The sequence below is a fragment of the Mycolicibacterium flavescens genome (assembly GCF_001722335.1).
Classification (GTDB): Bacteria; Actinomycetota; Actinomycetes; order Mycobacteriales; family Mycobacteriaceae; genus Mycobacterium; species Mycobacterium flavescens.
Map to the genome: position 1 here is coordinate 130,540 of NZ_MIHA01000015.1, position 16,120 is coordinate 146,659.

Consider the following 16,120-nt stretch of genomic DNA (forward strand, 5'->3'; position numbering starts at 1 on the left):
AGCGTGGATGCCTATGGCCCGCCAGCAGGAACCCGTGGTGACCGGTGACGCGGTGGTCCTCGACATCCAGATCGCCCAACTGCCGGTGCGCGCGGTCTCGGCGCTGATCGACGTCACGGTCGTCGTGCTGCTGTATGTGACCGGCGTGCTGCTCTACACGCTGACGCTCACCCAGTTCGACACCGCGCTCTCGGCGGCGATCCTGACCATCTTCACCGCGCTCACCCTGCTGGGCTATCCGCTGATCTTCGAGACGGCCACCCGGGGGCGCTCGCTGGGCAAGATGGCGATGGGGCTGCGGGTGGTGTCCGAGGACGGCGGGCCGGAACGATTCCGCCAGGCCTTCTTTCGCGCTCTGGCCGGGGTGGTGGAGATCTGGTTGCTCACCGGCGGACCGGCAGTGATCTGCAGCCTGCTCTCCCCGAAAGGCAAACGCCTCGGCGACATCTTCGCGGGCACCATCGTGATCAGCGAACGCGCACCGCGAATTCCGGCCCCGCCGCCGATGCCGCCGCAACTGGCCTGGTGGGCGTCGTCGCTGCAGCTGTCCGGGCTTCGCGCCGAACAGGCCGAGCTGGCCCGCCAATACCTCACCCGCGCCGGGCAATTGGAACCCACGGTGCGCGATCAGATGGCCTACCGGATCGCCTCCGACGTCGTCGCGCAGATCTCACCGCCGCCGCCCCCGGGTGCGCCGCCGCAACTCGTGCTCGCCGCGGTGCTCGCCGAGCGGCACCGCCGCGAACTTGCCCGCCTGCAGGGGCCCGCCCCCCAGCCGCCGCAGTGGCCGAGCGCGCCACCGCCCTCGAGTCCCGCACCGGCGCCGTCGCCGGGCGGTTTCGCCCCGCCGGGATGAGTCACCACATCTGCAGGCCGACCAGCATCAGCGCGGCGCCCAGGACGCCGGTCGCCGTGCGCACGGGGTTAGCTACCGCGCGCGCTCAGGCGGGGATCCAGTTCCCGTGGAAGCCGTACGGAACACGCTGGGGTAGCTGGATTCTGGCGACCGGCGGCCCGGCGAAGTCGGTGGCGTCGATGATCACCAGATCGCTGCCGTCGCGCGCCGGGTCGTAGACGTAGCCGAGGTACCAGCCGCTGCTCTCGTCGGCCGGTCCCGACGTCGACGGCACGAACACCGCCTCGCCGGGGCCGCCGGGCGCGTCGGTGGTGCCGAAGGCGTGCTCGACTGAGTCTCCGGTGCTCAGGTCGTAGCGCACGAGTTTCGCGTCGCCGACGGTGACCGCGTACCGGGCGGGCAGCGTCGCCAACCGGTCGTCGATGCGGGGGAACTCGACCGCGCGGTCGTCGAGTTGACGCTCGGTGACCGCGCCGGTGGCCAGGTCGATCGTCCACGACCACAGCACCGCGTCGGCCTCGAACCCGCCGTTGTTCCGCCACAGCTCCGGGTAGCGGACTGCCTGCAGCACAACGGTATTGCCGACTTCGTAGGCGTTGGCGACGTGGAACACGTAGCACGGGTCGATGTCGAACCACCGGACTTCGCCGAACGGGTCGTCGCGGCGCAGCAGGCCGAACCGGGCGCCGTAGTCGTCGTCCCAGCGGTACGGCATGTCGTCGCCGCCCTTCATCGCGATGTCGAGGTCGAACACGATCGGCAGGTCCATGAAGATCGCGTACGACGGTGTGAGCGCGAAGTCGTGCATCATCGTCAGCGCCGGCACGTCGAGCGGACGGTTGACCGTCAGGTTCCCGTCGGCGTCCGCGCGGTGATAGGTGACGTGCGGGGCGAAGATGTTGCCGTAGCCGAAGAAGTGCAGTTCCCCGGTCGTCGGGCAGATCTTCGGGTGCGCGGTCATCGAGTCGGCGAGCTTGCCGCCGAAGTCGTAGGCGCCCACCGTTTCCAGGTCGTTGGTGATCTCGTAGGGCAGCGACGACTCGACCAGCGCCAGCGTCTTGCCCGCGTGGTTGACCACGTGGGTGTTGGCGACGCTGGCGCGCAGGTTCCGCGTGCCGTCGGCGTTGTAGAGCGGGAAGTCCTCGATGAAGCTCTCGGTGCGGACCCACCGGTTGCGGTACCACTTGGCCCGACCGCCTTCGATCCGCACACCGTGGATCATGCCGTCGCCGGTGAACCAGTGCGCGCTGGCCTGGCGCGGATTCGGCCCGTTGCGCAGGTACCAGCCGTCGAGTTCGGCCGGGATCGCACCCTGCACCGGCAGGTCGTGGGCGGTCAGTTCATCGGGGACGGGCGCGTAGTTGCCGCGTTCGAAGAACTTGTCGGTGCCGAACAGGGTGGAATCCGTGGTGTCGGTCATGGTGGCTCCTCACGTCGATAGGCCGACACTGACATGTCACAACTGACATGTCAAGAGTGGAGCTATCATCGGCGGGTGAGTTTGCGAATCGCGGCGCTCGGCCTGCTCGCGCAGCAGCCGGGCAGCGGATACGACCTGTTGCGGCTCTTCGAGCAGTCGATGGCCAACGTCTGGCCGGCCACCCAGAGCCAGCTCTACAGCGAGCTCAACAAGCTCGCCGACGGCGGGTTGATCGAGGTGTCCGCGATCGGCCCGCGCGGGCGCAAGGAGTACCGCATCACCGACGCCGGCCGCGCCGAGTTGCGGCGGTGGGTGAACAACCCGGCCGACGACCCGCCGTTCCGCAGCCCGCGGCTGCTGCGGATCTTCCTTCTCGGCGAGGTGTCGCCGTCGCAGGCCCGCGAACACCTCGCCGAGTTGGCCGGCCGCGCCGACGGCGAGATCGCCCGCCTCGAGAAGTTGCGAACCGAGATCGTCTCCGAAAATCCCGACGACGGCTTGTTCTACGGGCTCGCCGCCCTCGACTACGGCCTGCGGCTCAACGCGATGGAGGCCGAGTGGGCCCGCTCGGTGATCGACGCCATCGACGCCAGGTGATCCGGGATCACTCGACGTCGACCCAGTCCAGGGTCCGCTGCACGGCCTTGCGCCAACCGGCGTAGGCGAACTCGCGCTGTTCCTCACTCCACTGCGGGGTCCAGCGTTTGCCTTCCTGCCAATTGGCGCGCAGGTCGTCGGTGTTCTCCCAGAAACCGGTCGCCAGTCCTGCCGCGTACGCGGCGCCCAGGGCCGTCGTCTCGGCGACGACGGGCTTGACCACGTCCACACCGAGCACGTCGGCCTGGATCTGCATGCACAGGTCGTTGGCGGTGATGCCGCCGTCGACCTTGAGTACCTCCATGTGCACCCCGGAGTCGGCCTCCATCGCGTCCACGACGTCGCGGCTCTGGTAGCAGATCGCCTCCAGCGTCGCGCGGGCCAGATGCGCGTTGGTGTTGTACCGCGACAGCCCGACGATCGCGCCGCGCGCGTCCGAACGCCAGTACGGCGCAAACAGTCCCGAGAAGGCCGGCACGAAGTACACGCCGCCGTTGTCGTCCACCTGGCGGGCCAGCGATTCGCTCTGCGCAGCGCCGCTGATGATGCCGAGCTGGTCGCGCAGCCACTGCACCGCCGAACCGGTGACCGCGATCGAACCCTCCAGCGCGTAAACGGGTTTCGCGTCGCCGAACTGGTAGCACAGCGTGGTCAGCAGACCGTTGTCCGACCGGACGATCTTCTCGCCGGTGTTGAGCAGCAGGAAATTGCCGGTGCCGTAGGTGTTCTTGGCCTCACCGGCGTCCAGACACACCTGCCCGACCATCGCGGCCTGCTGGTCACCGAGGATCCCGGTCAGCGGCACCTCCCCGGCGACCGGCCCGTCCTGGCGCGTCGTCCCGTACGGCTGCGGGCACGACGACGGCCGGATCTGCGGCAGCATCTGCCGAGGCACGCCGAAGAACTCCAGCAGTTCGTCGTCCCAGTCGAGGGTCTCCAGGTTCATCAGCATGGTGCGGCTGGCGTTGGTGACGTCGGTGACGTGCACGCCGCCGCGGGTGCCGCCGGTCAGGTTCCACAGCACCCACGAGTCCGGCGTGCCGAACAGCGCGTCACCGTTCTCGGCGTCGCGGCGCACCCCGTCGACGTTCTCCAGGATCCACTGCAGCTTGCCGCCGGAGAAGTACGTCGCCGGCGGCAGACCCGCCTTGCGGCGGATGACGTCGCCGCGGCCGTCGCGGTCGAGCGCCGAGGCGATGCGGTCGGTGCGGGTGTCCTGCCACACGATCGCGTTGTAGTACGGCCGCCCGGTCTTGCGGTTCCACACCAGCGTCGTCTCACGCTGGTTGGTGATGCCCAGCCCGGCGAGGTCGGTGGCCGACAGGTTCGTGTTGTTGAGCGCCGACATGATCACCGCCGCCGTGCGCTCCCAGATCTCGACGGGGTTGTGCTCGACCCAGCCCGCCTTGGGCAGGATCTGCTCATGCTCGAGTTGGTGGCGTCCGACCTCGGCGCCGCCGTGGTCGAAGATCATGCACCGCGTGCTGGTGGTGCCCTGGTCGATCGCGGCGACGAAGTCGGCCAACGTCCACTCCCCTCTTGTCGGCGGTCCGTCGTCCATCATGGACTACATGACACGGGCGCCCGCTGAGATCGAACGGATGCCGCGGGGCGGGCCCGACGCCTCGTGCCTGGACCGGTTGTTGCAGACCGATCGCCCCGAGTACCTCGACAGCGCGTCGGACGGCGCGCGCAAGCGCGCGGTGATCGAGGCCCTGGAGCGCACCGGTGAGTGGTTCGGCAACACCGCACGCTTCGCCGAGATCGCCATGGCCGAGGTGGCCGACGTGCCCGATCCGGTGATCCTCGAACTCGGCGCCGGCCACGGCGGGCTGTCGCGCAGGCTGCTCGACTGGCATCCGACCGCACAGCTGACGGTGACCGATGTCGACGACTCCTCGGTCGCGGCGATGGCCGCCGGTGAGCTCGGGACGCACCCGCGCGCGACGGTCCGGCGGATGGACGCCGTCGCGATCGACGCTGGTGACCGCGAGTTCGACCTGGCCGTGTTCGCGCTGTCGCTTCACCACCTGTCGCCGTCGGCGGCCGCGCGGGTGTTCGCCGAAGGGACGAGGGTGGCGAGCACGCTGTTGATCATCGATCTGCCGCGGCCGCCGTCGCTGCTGCACCTGGCGCGGTTGGCCACGATGCTGCCACTCGCGCCGCTGGTGCCTTTCGTGCACGACGGCGTGATCAGCTCGCTGCGCACCTACAGCCCGTCGGCGCTGCGGGCGCTGGCCGAATACGCCGACCCCGCGATCGAGGTCGACCTGCGCGGCGGTCTGTTCAGCCCTCAGGTGGTGCTGGCCCGGCGCGGCGACGCCGAGGCGTCCCGGCCGAACGGCCAACGCTGATAACCGAACTCGATGAGGGCATCGAGCACGTCGTACAGACCCGGGTGCCGAACCAGCAGAGTTCCGATCAGCTTCACGGTCAAGGTCATACCCGCGAAGACGCCGGTCAAACCTGTTGCGTCCGCGGTCGGGTCAACCGATGCAGCAGCCATGCGGCCGGAATCGTCAGCGCGAGTGTCACACTGAACAGCACAACCACCGAACCGGTGTACAGGGGCCAGCCCAGCACCGACACCATCACGATCTCCATCACGATGACGTGTAACAGGAAGATCTCGTAGGAGATCTCGCCGAGCCACACCATCGGCCGGCTGCTCAGGATCCTGGAGTAGACACCCTTGTCACCCAGTGCCAGCGGCGCGACCACCAGTGTGGCGATCGCCGCGTAGCACATCACCTTGACCACGTCCTGGCCGAGATCGAGTGCGGGCGCGTCGATTCGCCCGCCGATCGGCGTCGACACCACCAGGTAGGTCACCACTGCCAACGGCACCGCGGCGACCGTGTAGCAGCGAAATCCTGTGCGCGCGAGCACAGTCAGTGCCATGCCGCCGACGAACCACACCAGGTAGTGCGGCAGCCACAGCCCGGCTCCGGCGGGCAGCCAGTCGGTGGTGTGGAGGACGACGAGCCACAGCGGGCTCAGCGCGCCGAGCAACGCCAACCCCGCCAGAAGCACACCGGGTCGCCAGCGGCGCCGGCACAGCAGCACCAGCAGCAGATACGCCAGCGCGGGCAGCGCCGCGTAGAACGCCACCTCGACCGCCAGGCTCCACATCTGCGTCAGCCCCTGGTGCAGGGTCGGTGTGCCGTAGATCTGGGTCAGGGTGAGGTGGCGAACCAGCCCGGTCCAGTGGTGGCCGGGATTGGGGTCGATGTCGCGGAATTCGTAGAGCAGGTAGGCCAGCAGCACCGTCACCGCATACGCCGGCATGATGCGGCGCACCCGGCTGCGGGCATAGCGGCGCACCCTCGGCGCGGGCGCGTCCGTCGCCGCGGCCCGCACCCACCCGGTGAACAACAGGAATCCCGACAGCACGAAGAAGATCGCGACACCGATCTCCATGCGCGCGAACATCATTCCGAGGTAGCCGCGGTGATACGCCCCGGTGCCGTAGGCGGCGTGGGTGCCCATCACCAACAGCGCGGCCACCGCCCGGATACCGGTCAGCGACGCGACCCGGTCGACCCTCGAGACCTGCTCGAGCCCACCCTGGTCGACGTCGCCCGGCGACGAACTCACCCGGCCAGTATGCCGGGTGGCCATCGAACCACCGCTCTAGACGACCACCGATGAACCTCGCTCGAGTTCGATGATCCGGTCGGCGAGCCCGCGACGTTTCATCTCCTCGACGAAGTCCGACAGCGGGGACGCGAACACCCCGTAGTCGTCGAAGTGCACCGGGATCATCCGCGGCAGGTCGAGCAGTTCGACGACGTCGGCGCCCTGCCGGCCGTCCATCGTCACCGTCAGCCCGAACGGCAGATGCCTGCCGAACGGCAGCCGCGTGCCGCCCAGGTGCAGCACGCCGACGTCGATCGAATCGAACCGCACTGGGATTTCCCGCAATTCGTCGACCATCAGCGTGTCACCGGAGACGTAGAGCCGGCAGCGGTTGGTGCCGTCGCTGAACTCGATCAGGCTGCCCATCACCGGCGGCAGGAACCGGTCGACCGGCGTGGGGGCGTGGCGGCCGGGCAACGCGGTCACGGTCACGGTGACCTCGCCCTTGGTGATGGTGTGGTGCTGCCAGGTCTGCAGGGCCAGCGCCCGGTCGAAGCCGCGGCGGATCAGCCGCTTCGCCGCGTGCGGGGTGGTGACCACCGGCAACGCGTGGTCGAGGCGGCTCTGCGAGACCCGGTCCCAGTGGTCGCCGTGCATGTGCGACAGCACGACCGCGTCGATGGCGGGCAGTTGGTCGATGTCGAGCGCGGGTCCCTTGAGTCGTTTGGACAGCAGGCCGTAGCCGAGGTAGGCGTGCTGGCCTTCGTGCAGGAAGTTCGGGTCCGTCAGCAGCGTTATCTGCTCTTCGCGCGAGCGCTCATCGCCGCCACCCCGGCCGCCGGAGATCAGCGTGGTCGCGGTGCCGATGAAGGTGACAGTGACGTCCATGGCCTCCGACTACCCCGGGTGCGACGGTTTATCCCGCTCGTCGGGCCGCGAACGTGCGCGAATGTCGACGAATCGCGGCGTGTCGGGGTGCAAACCCGCACGCTCGCCGACAATGGGGCGTGTGGGCGAGGAATTGAAGGGCACCGAGTTCAGCGGCGCGCATCGCCGCGAGTACCGCCGCAAGGTCCAGCAGTGCCTCGACGTCTTCGAGACGATGCTGGCGCAGTCGAGCTTCGACTTCGAGCGGCCGCTGACCGGTATGGAGATCGAGTGCAACCTCGTCGACTCCGCCTACCAGCCGGCGATGAGCAACGCCGAGGTGCTGCGGGCCATCGCCGACCCGGCCTACCAGACCGAATTGGGCGCCTACAACATCGAATTCAACGTGCCGCCGCGGCGGCTGCCCGGCCGCGCGGCGCTCGAGCTGGAAGACGAGGTCCGCGCCAGCCTCAACGCCGCCGAGGCCAAGGCCAACCGTCATGACGCGCACATCGTGATGATCGGCATCCTGCCGACGCTGATGCCCGAGCACCTGGCCGGCCGGTGGATGAGCGAGTCGACGCGCTACCAGGCGCTCAACGATTCGATTTTCACCGCCCGCGGCGAGGACATTCAGATCGACATCGCCGGGCCCGAGCCGCTGAGCCTGCAGACCGAGTCGATCGCGCCGGAGTCCGCGTGCACCAGCATGCAGCTGCACCTGCAGGTCTCGCCCGCCGACTTCGCGCAGAACTGGAATGCCGCGCAGGTGCTGGCGGGCCCGCAGCTCGCGGTCGGCGCGAACTCGCCGTACTTCTTCGGCCACGAACTGTGGTCCGAGACCCGCATCGAGTTGTTCACCCAGGCCACCGACACCCGGCCCGATGAACTCAAGGCCCAAGGCGTGCGGCCGCGGGTGTGGTTCGGCGAACGCTGGATCACCTCGATCTTCGACCTGTTCGAGGAGAACGTCCGCTACTTCCCGTCGCTGCTGCCCGAGATGTCCGACGAGGACCCGGTCCGCGAACTGGCCGAGGGCCGCACCCCGAAGCTCGCCGAGCTGCGGCTGCACAACGGCACCATCTACCGCTGGAACCGGCCGGTGTACGACGTCGTGCACGGCCGCCCGCACCTGCGGGTGGAGAACCGTGTCCTGCCCGCCGGGCCCACCGTCGTCGACATGATGGCCAACGCCGCCTTCTACTACGGCGCGCTGCGCACCTTGTCCGAGGAGGACCGCCCGCTGTGGACGAAGATGAGCTTCGCGGCGGCCAAACACAACTTCCTCGAGGCCGCGCAGCACGGGATGAACGCGCGGATGTACTGGCCCGGGCTCGGTGAGGTCACCCCCGACGAACTGGTGCTGCGCCAGCTGCTGCCGATGGCCGAGGAGGGACTGCGCCGCTGGGAGGTCTCCGCCGAGGTGCGCGACCGCTACCTCGGCGTGATCGAGGGCCGCGCCAAGACCGGCCGCAACGGCGCCACCTGGCAGGTGGACACGGTGCACGCGCTGCAGCGCGACGGCCTGGCCCGGCCCGCCGCGCTGGCCGAGATGCTGCGCCGCTACGGCGAGCAGATGCACAGCAACGAGCCCGTGCACACCTGGGGCAGCTAGTGTCGTGAGTCGTTAAATCGGGTGCAGTACATCGTCATGGGTCATCTGGGCCGCGAAATCTGCTTGAGGGTCGTTACCAGCGCGGTTTCACAGCCCTCGTGCAGATCTCGAAGAACGTCGACACCATGTGGCCGGTCCGAATCCCGCGCACTGCTGTGTCTGAACTTTCGACTCAGGACACCAGGTCAGCAGCGCCGCGTTCAGGCGCTGACCGCCGCCAGCGCGTCGACGAACCGGGCGACATCCTCGTCGGTGGCGTCGACGTGCGGCGTCACGCGCAGCACGGGTGAGGTCATCTCGAACGGTGCCCGCTCGACCCCCGCATAGGTGGTCACGATTCCGTGATCGGCGATCAGCCGCTTGCGCACCGTTTCCGGATCGGCGCCCCCGGTCGGGACCAGCGTGGTGATCGCCGAGGGCTCGTCGACCGGTTCGACGACCCGCCATCCCGGCAGGTCGGCGACCGCGGTGCGCGTCATCCGGCCCACCTCGGCGAGCCGCTCGCGCACGAGGGCCGGCCCGGCCGCCAGGTGCTCACCGAGTGCAACCGAGAAGCCCAGGCGCGCAGCGATGTTCGCTTCACCGTGCTCGAGACGCTGAAGCACCGACAACGCCGTGGGCCACTGCGGCGGAGGCAGGCGCGGCTGGAGTCGCTGCGCGAGGTCGGGCCGGACCGCCAGGAAACCCACGCCGCGTGGGCCGGCGATCCATTTGCGTGATGCCCCGAAGATCGCCGCGGGCGCGGTCGCGCAGTCCATGTGGCCGAGCGCCTGGGCGGCGTCGACCACCAGCGGCAGATCCAGGTCGGCGCAGACTTCGCTCATCGCGGCCAGCGGTTGCACCAGGCCCCGGTGGCTGGCCAGCGGGGTCAGGTGCACCAGGGCGGGCCGGTCGGCGGCCAGTGAGCGGGCGGCGCCCTCGACGTCGAGCCGGCCCGCGTCGTCGACGGGCAGCGGCCGCACCGCGAAACCGTTGCCGGCCATGATCGCCAGGTTCGGCCCGAATTCGCCGGGCAGGCAGGCGATCGTCCGCTCACCCGGCCACGCGGTGAGGAGCAGATCGAGCGCATGGTTGGCCCCCGTGGTGAACACGACGTCGGAGCCGGCGAGCCCGGTGAGCGCCCCGACCGCGGCCCGCCCGGCGTCCAGGGCCGGCGCGGCCGCCTCGGCGGCGACGTACGCGCCCACCTCGCCCTCGTGCCGCGCGTGCTGCACCGCGGCGTCGATGGCGGCCAGGCTCTGCCGCGAGCACGCCCCGCTGTCGAGATGCACACCTGCCACGGGTGGGCGCGCTTCGCGCCACCGCTGCGCGAGGCTCATATCGTCGACAGCGACAGGCCGAAATCCCCGGCGGCGTCGGTCCACCAGTGAGTGCGACGCAGCCCGGCCGCGGCCAGTTCGGCAGCCACCCCGTCGGGCCGGAACTTGCAGGACACCTCGGTCAGCATCTCCTCGCCGGCGGCGAAATCGACGGTCAGCTCCAGTGCGCGCACCACCACCCGCTGAGCGTCGGTGGCGCGCAGCCACATCTCGATCCGCTCTTCGTCGGCGTTCCACTTCGCGACGTGGTCGAAGGCGCCGAGGTCGAAATCGGCGTCCAGTTCACGGTTGAGCACCGCCAGCACGTTGCGGTTGAACGCGGCAGTCACGCCGGCGGAGTCGTCGTAGGCCCGCACCAGGCGGTCGGTGTCCTTGACCAGGTCGGTCCCCAGCAGCAACGTGTCGCCCGGTCGCAGCGTGCGGGCCAGCGAGGCGAGGAATTCGGCGCGCGGGCCCGGGGTGAGGTTGCCGATCGTCGAGCCGAGGAAGGCCACCAGTCGGCGGCCGACTTGCGGGATCTGCTCCAGGTGCTGCTCGAAATCACCGCAGACCGCGGCGATCCCGATGCCCGGGTACTCGGCGGCGATCGCGGCCCCGGCGGCGCTGAGCACGCTGGCGTCGACGTCGAACGGGATGAACCGGCGCAGCGAGCCGTGCTCGCGCAATGCGTCGAGCAGCATCCTGGTCTTCTCCGACGTGCCGCTGCCCAGTTCGACAAGCGTGTCGGCACCCGAGGCCGCGGCGATCTCGGCCGACCTCTCACGCAGGATCGCGGCCTCGGTGCGGGTCGGGTAGTACTCCGGCAGTCGGGTGATCTGATCGAACAGATCGCTGCCGACGGAGTCGTAAAACCACTTCGGCGGCAACGACTTCGGTGACTGCGTCAGCCCGTCGAGCACATCGCGGCGCAGCGCCGCGCCCGCCGAGTCGGCGGACAGGTGGTTCGACAGCGACAGGGTCATGTGGATCCTTTCAACGGGATCAGTTCGACTCGGTTCTCGGTGACCTCGACCAGGTGGCGGTCCGGGATCTCCTGCCACGCCGGATCGTCATCGTAGGGTTCGCTGGCCAGCACGACGCCGTCGCTGCGGCGCAGTATCGACAGAGTGTCTCCCCACGTGGTGGCCAGCATCCGAGACCCGTTGCCCGCCAGGATGTTCAGGCGTGCATTCGGGTCGGCTGCGGCCACGTCGACGATGGTGTCACCCAGAGCGTCGAGGCCGCGCTCGAAGATCGAGGCGGCCAGCAGCGCGCTGTCGTTGGTCGACTCGGCGGCTTTGGACGGTGGCAGCACGGCCCGGTCGACGAGCCCGTTGTGCGACAGCAGCCACCGCCCGTCGGTGAACGGCGCCGACGCCGTCGCCTCGATCGGCATGCCGATGCTCGCCGAGCGCACCGCGGCGACAATGCATCCGCTGCGAAGTGCCGGCGCCACCGACGCCAGCGATGCGTCACCCCATATCGGGGTCGCGCTGCGCCACCGCCGCGGTGTGGCACCGTCGAAGAACCCGACACCCCAGCCGTCGGCATTCATCAGGCCGTGCTTCTGCCGACGAGGCGAATATGATTGCACCAGAAGGCCGTTGGCGGGTTCGAAGATCAGCGAGGCCACCGACGCCGGTTCGCCGAGCCAACCGAGATGCCGGCACATCAGGTGTCCCACGCCAGCCGGACACCGGCGAAGATCTGCCGCCGGACCGGGTGGTCCCAGTTACGGAAACTCGGCCGCAGGATGCCCGCCGCGACCGCCCACGACCCGCCTCGCAGCACCTGGTAGTCACCGTCGAAGAAGGGTTGCGTGTAGCGGTCGTAGATCATCGGCGTGAAGCCGGGCCAGGGCCGCAGCGGCGAGCTGGTCCATTCCCAGACGTCGCCGAGCATCTGTTCGGCGCCGTAGGCCGAGGCGCCGGCCGGATACGCCCCGACCGGCGCGGGACGCCGCGCGTCGCCGCCCAGATTGGCCAGTGCGGCGGTGGGTTCAGAGGACCCCCACGGGTAGCGGCGCCGCGCACCGAGCGCCGGGTCCCAGGCGCAGGCCTTCTCCCACTCCACCTCGGTGGGCAGCCGCGCGCCCGCCCACGCCGCGTACGCCTCGGCCTCGAAGTACGTCACGTGCTGCACGGGTTCGTCGGGCGGGATCTGCTCGACGTGACCGAACCGGGTGCGGGTGCCGACCAGGTCCACCGAGAGGTTCCAGAACTGCGGTGCACTCAGATCGGCCTCGGTTCGGTGCGCCCAGCCGCGGTCGGACCACCACCGCCGCTCGTCGTAGCCACCGTCGTCGACGAATTCGCGCCATTCGGCGTTGGTGACGGGCACCCGCCCGATCCGGAACGCCGGCACGTCGACCACATGGGCGGGGCGTTCGTTGTCCAGCGAGTGCGGTTCGGTGACCGCGTCGACGCCGAGCACGAATTCGCCACCGGGCACCAGCACCGATGTGCCCGCGACGCCGGGCCGGCCCGCGGGCAGGGCCGCGCCGGAGTCCAACAGCGGCGGGCCGGCGCGCAGGTTGAGCGCCTGCAGCATGGTTTCGTCGTGCTGGTTCTCGTGGCTGATGACCAGCGCGAAGTTGAAGCCGGGGTCGTCGTCGGGCAGCGCGTCGAGGGTGTCGAGCACCTTCTCGCGCACCGTGCCGCAGTAGGCCCTGGCGTCCGACGGCGGCAGCAGCGGCAGGTCCACCCGGCTGGCGCGCGAGTTGACGAACGCGTCGTAGAGCCGTTCGACGTCGGGCGCGAGCATGCCCGGTCGGCGCGGGTCACCGTCGCGCAGCAGCCACAGCTCCTCCTGCTGACCGATATGCGCGAGATCCCACAGCAGCGGGCTCATCAGCGGACTGTACTGGCGACCCAGTTCGGCGTCGTCGAAGGCGACGAGCCGCAGCGTGCGCTCGCGGGCCTTGGTGAGTTCGCGCGCGATCGTTTCGCGTGACGTCACAGTTCCCCTCGTGCCAGTTGCGTGACCGCGGCCGCGATCCCGTGGTGGACGGCGCGGTCGCTGAAGTCGTCGGCCGGGCTGCGTCCCTGTTCGACCGAACGCACCAGCCGCTGCATCGATTCCTGCAGTTCGGTCGGCGCGCGCTCGGCGGCCGCGTGCACGCAGGTCTGCGCGGCCGAACGCAGGTGCCGGTCGGCGAGCCCGAGTTGGGCGGCCCGGTCCCATGCGGTGGCCACCGGTTCGGTGGCCAGCGCGGCGACGGCGGCGGCGTCCGGGTCGTCGAGCAGCGTGGTCATGGTGAACGCGACGGCGGGCCAGATGGCGTCGGGCACGCTGTCGAGGTAGCGGATCTCGAGCCACTGCCGCGGCCGGACCGGCGGGAACAGGGTGGTCAGGTGGTACTCGAGGTCGGCTGTCGTGGGCCGGCGCCCGGCCAACAGCACCCGGCCGTCGGCCCAGTCGGCGAACGGCACCCAGTCGGTGACCGGGCACGCGTCGGCGTCGGGATTGTTCACCAGCATCACCGGCGCCTTGAGCGCATAGCGGGCCCAGTCGCTGGCCGGGTCGTCGCCGCTGGTGCCGAGCACGGGCCCGCAGCGGGCCGAATCCAGTTGGCCCCACACGTGTTGGCGGGTGGACTGCCAACCGGCGAACCGACCGCCCAGCAGCGGCGAGTTGGCGGTGACGGCGATCATCGTGGGGCCCAGCGCGTGCGCGAGGCGGACCCGGTCGGCCCAGCCCTCGCGAGGCCCGGCGTCGAGGTTCACCTGGATCGACGCGGTCGACGTCATCATCGCCGCACCCGCCGCGGGAGTGCCGCTGGCGTCGAAGAACGCTTCCATCGCGCGGTACCTGGCGCCGGGGTTGACGCGCTGCGGCGGTCGGAGCGGGTCAGCGCCGAGCAACACCAGGCCGAGGCCGGCCCGGGCGAACGCCGCCCGCAGCACCGCGCGGTCGGCCGTCATCGCGGTGATCGCCGCGAGCACGCCGTCCAGCGGCGGTCCGGACAGTTCGACGGCGCCGCCGGGTTCCAGCGTGATCCGGCTGCCGCCGGGCAGCGGCCCGAGTCCCGCGATGACCTCGTTCAGCTGCGCCCAGTCCGGCCTGCGCATCGGATCGCGCAGGTCATAGCAGTGCGCCTCGATCTCGAGACCGACCCGGCCGACGGGTCCGTCGCGCAGGGAGCCGCCACCGGCATGCAGCGCGGCGCTGTAAGCACTGGTCAGCTCGACGGAGTCGGCGCGCGGTGGGTGCGCGTCGGCCACCTCGGACGTGATGGTGAAAGTCATTCCAACCATCCCCTTCCGGGTCTGGACCGCTCGCCCCCTCGTACATATCTTCCAGATGGCACCGACAAAGTCGCGCGTTTTTTGGATGACGCGTTCGTTACATGCCCGTGCCGTTATTGGCCGAGCGTGTTCTGCATCGCCCCGGCCAGCACGTTCACTGCCGGTCCACCGTTGCCGGATTGGCACACTTTTGCTTGGAGCAGAACATTTTCCCGCTTGCGGGTGGTGGTGAAGCAGCGCCGATCGGTGCCCGCTTCCTGCTTGACCCAGTCCGCCTCGGCGCCGGTCGTCGGCCCGGCGGTGAACGTCCACACCTGGGTGGTCAGGTTGTCCAGATGCATCGCGGTGGTCTGGCCGCTGCAGCCGGCGGTGCGGTCGACGACGCGGCGGAACGCGCGGTCGGCGGCGTCGGTGGTGGCGTACACGCCGACCGCCTGCTTGACCAGATGCGTCGCGTCGGACGGCGACTCCTGGGCGACCGCACCGTTGAACGACGCGAGATCGGGGTCGGCGTAGACGTCGGGCAACCCGATGTCGGCCCAGTTGTTGCAGGCCGGGTTGTCGACGGAGAAGTTCTGGCCGGGTTCGGTGAACGTCGACTCGAAACGCAGTGTGGCGCCGACGATATTGCTCACCGAGCCCTTCGGCAGCACGGCGTAGTTGACCACGCCGGGATCCGAGGGCCGCGCGGAGGCGGTACCCAGCGGCGCCACCGTCGACAGTGCGACGGCCGCCGCGGCGGTGACGATGGCGACCGGGAAGGCGGCCGGGCGCACTGCCCGGCCGCCCCGTGACCGCACGGCTTAGACCTTTGCGGCCAGCGTGACGTCGATGTTGCCGCGGGTGGCCTTCGAGTACGGGCACACCTCGTGTGCCTTCTTCATCAGCTCGTCGGCCGCGCTCTGCTCCATACCGGGCAGGTAGCCGATCAGGTGGGCGTTGATGGCAAACCCACCGGCCGGGTCCTTGCCGAAGCCGACCTGGGCGGTGATGCCGCTGGCGTCGTCGATGTCGATCTTCTCGTTCTTGGCGACCAGGCGCAGCGCGCCGAGGAAGCAGGCGGCGTAGCCGGCCGAGAACAGTTCCTCGGGGTTGGTGCCCTCACCGCTGCCACCCATTTCCTTCGGGTGGTTGGTGTTGAGGTCGATGCGCCCGGTCGAGGACTTCACGTGGCCCTCGCGGCCGCCTCCGCTTGCGGTGGACTCTGAGGTGAAAACGACTTCGATGCTCATGGGTCTGATCATGCCAGCCTCCGCGCGGACGGCAAGACGCCCCCGTCTAGGGCCGGGCCGGTGCGGTGGTGGTCGGCGGTTGCTCGGCGCCCGGGCCGTCGGTGCCACCACCGAACGGCGGACGGTTGAACTCGCCGCGCGGGCCCATCGGAAACATCGGCGGGGGTCCGCGGTGGAACATCACCGCGTCGCGGTCGTGGCCGCCGTGGTGGCCGCCGCGGTGACCGGCGGACTTCGCGCCCAGGACGAATCCGGAGAAGAAGATCACCGCGACGATGAAGACCACCCCCGCGACGATGCCGACCCAGGCCGCCACGCTGGTCAGCCGCGACGGTCGGTTCGGTGGGACGACGACGGGGGTGGTCGCCGGTTCGGGTGATGACGTTGTTTCGCTCATGACCGATATCGT

The 16,120-nt window shown here is 69.8% G+C and carries 16 protein-coding genes; 4 read left to right on the forward strand and 12 right to left on the reverse strand.

The window, feature by feature from the left end:
- Positions 1 to 13: 13 nt before the first annotated feature.
- Positions 14 to 856: an RDD family protein gene (locus BHQ18_RS19860; protein WP_069415352.1), complete on the forward strand. Its 843-nt coding sequence runs from the start codon at positions 14 to 16 to the stop codon at positions 854 to 856.
- 85 nt (positions 857 to 941) lie between these two features.
- On the opposite strand, the gene BHQ18_RS19865 is transcribed toward BHQ18_RS19860, so the two are convergent.
- Positions 942 to 2,276 carry a carotenoid oxygenase family protein gene (locus BHQ18_RS19865; protein WP_069415353.1) on the reverse strand — a complete coding sequence of 445 codons (1,335 nt, stop codon included), beginning with the start codon at positions 2,274 to 2,276 and terminating at the stop codon, positions 942 to 944.
- A 75-nt stretch (positions 2,277 to 2,351) separates the two neighbouring features.
- Here BHQ18_RS19865 and BHQ18_RS19870 point away from each other — a divergent pair, with 75 nt between their 5' ends.
- Positions 2,352 to 2,873 (forward strand): PadR family transcriptional regulator, encoded by a 522-nt coding sequence (locus tag BHQ18_RS19870; protein WP_109789347.1) that lies wholly within the window; start codon positions 2,352 to 2,354, stop codon positions 2,871 to 2,873.
- A 7-nt stretch (positions 2,874 to 2,880) separates the two neighbouring features.
- On the opposite strand, the gene glpK is transcribed toward BHQ18_RS19870, so the two are convergent.
- Complete coding sequence (glpK, locus tag BHQ18_RS19875) at positions 2,881 to 4,398, reverse strand: glycerol kinase GlpK (protein WP_069415390.1); 1,518 nt, start codon at positions 4,396 to 4,398, stop codon at positions 2,881 to 2,883.
- Positions 4,399 to 4,435: 37 nt separating this feature from the next.
- Here glpK and BHQ18_RS19880 point away from each other — a divergent pair, with 37 nt between their 5' ends.
- Complete coding sequence (locus BHQ18_RS19880) at positions 4,436 to 5,227, forward strand: methyltransferase domain-containing protein (RefSeq protein ID WP_069415355.1); 792 nt, start codon at positions 4,436 to 4,438, stop codon at positions 5,225 to 5,227.
- A gap of 106 nt (positions 5,228 to 5,333) precedes the next feature.
- Here BHQ18_RS19880 and BHQ18_RS19885 read toward each other — a convergent pair whose 3' ends face one another.
- Together BHQ18_RS19885 and BHQ18_RS19890 are read right to left on the reverse strand one after the other, a co-directional pair.
- Positions 5,334 to 6,494 carry an acyltransferase family protein gene (locus tag BHQ18_RS19885; protein WP_069415356.1) on the reverse strand — a complete coding sequence of 387 codons (1,161 nt, stop codon included), beginning with the start codon at positions 6,492 to 6,494 and terminating at the stop codon, positions 5,334 to 5,336.
- A gap of 12 nt (positions 6,495 to 6,506) precedes the next feature.
- Positions 6,507 to 7,340, reverse strand: a complete 834-nt coding sequence (locus BHQ18_RS19890) for an MBL fold metallo-hydrolase (RefSeq protein ID WP_069415357.1) — start codon at positions 7,338 to 7,340, stop codon at positions 6,507 to 6,509.
- Positions 7,341 to 7,452: 112 nt separating this feature from the next.
- On the opposite strand from BHQ18_RS19890, the gene BHQ18_RS19895 reads away from it, so the two are divergent.
- Complete coding sequence (locus tag BHQ18_RS19895; protein WP_069415358.1) at positions 7,453 to 8,934, forward strand: glutamate-cysteine ligase family protein; 1,482 nt, start codon at positions 7,453 to 7,455, stop codon at positions 8,932 to 8,934.
- A 200-nt stretch (positions 8,935 to 9,134) separates the two neighbouring features.
- Here BHQ18_RS19895 and egtE read toward each other — a convergent pair whose 3' ends face one another.
- From egtE to BHQ18_RS19935, 8 genes are all read right to left on the reverse strand, one after another.
- A complete protein-coding gene (egtE, locus tag BHQ18_RS19900) occupies positions 9,135 to 10,253 on the reverse strand; it encodes an ergothioneine biosynthesis PLP-dependent enzyme EgtE (protein WP_069415359.1) in 1,119 nt (372 codons plus the stop codon).
- Entirely contained in the window at positions 10,250 to 11,215 is a 966-nt protein-coding gene (gene egtD / locus BHQ18_RS19905; protein ID WP_069415360.1) for an L-histidine N(alpha)-methyltransferase, read from the reverse strand. The genes egtE and egtD overlap by 4 nt, the downstream gene beginning before the upstream one ends.
- On the reverse strand, positions 11,212 to 11,904 hold the full coding sequence (gene egtC / locus BHQ18_RS19910) for an ergothioneine biosynthesis protein EgtC (protein ID WP_069415391.1): 693 nt from the start codon (positions 11,902 to 11,904) through the stop codon (positions 11,212 to 11,214). The genes egtD and egtC overlap by 4 nt, the downstream gene beginning before the upstream one ends.
- Entirely contained in the window at positions 11,904 to 13,190 is a 1,287-nt protein-coding gene (gene egtB / locus BHQ18_RS19915; protein ID WP_069415361.1) for an ergothioneine biosynthesis protein EgtB, read from the reverse strand. Before egtB ends, egtC begins: the two co-directional genes overlap by 1 nt.
- Positions 13,187 to 14,479 carry an ergothioneine biosynthesis glutamate--cysteine ligase EgtA gene (egtA, locus tag BHQ18_RS19920; RefSeq protein WP_069415362.1) on the reverse strand — a complete coding sequence of 431 codons (1,293 nt, stop codon included), beginning with the start codon at positions 14,477 to 14,479 and terminating at the stop codon, positions 13,187 to 13,189. Before egtA ends, egtB begins: the two co-directional genes overlap by 4 nt.
- A 113-nt stretch (positions 14,480 to 14,592) precedes the next feature.
- On the reverse strand, positions 14,593 to 15,228 hold the full coding sequence (locus BHQ18_RS19925; RefSeq protein ID WP_109789353.1) for a sensor domain-containing protein: 636 nt from the start codon (positions 15,226 to 15,228) through the stop codon (positions 14,593 to 14,595).
- A 54-nt stretch (positions 15,229 to 15,282) separates the two neighbouring features.
- A complete protein-coding gene (locus BHQ18_RS19930; RefSeq protein WP_205866147.1) occupies positions 15,283 to 15,711 on the reverse strand; it encodes an organic hydroperoxide resistance protein in 429 nt (142 codons plus the stop codon).
- Positions 15,712 to 15,757: 46 nt separating this feature from the next.
- Positions 15,758 to 16,108 (reverse strand): hypothetical protein, encoded by a 351-nt coding sequence (locus BHQ18_RS19935; protein WP_069415364.1) that lies wholly within the window; start codon positions 16,106 to 16,108, stop codon positions 15,758 to 15,760.
- Positions 16,109 to 16,120 lie beyond the last annotated feature (12 nt).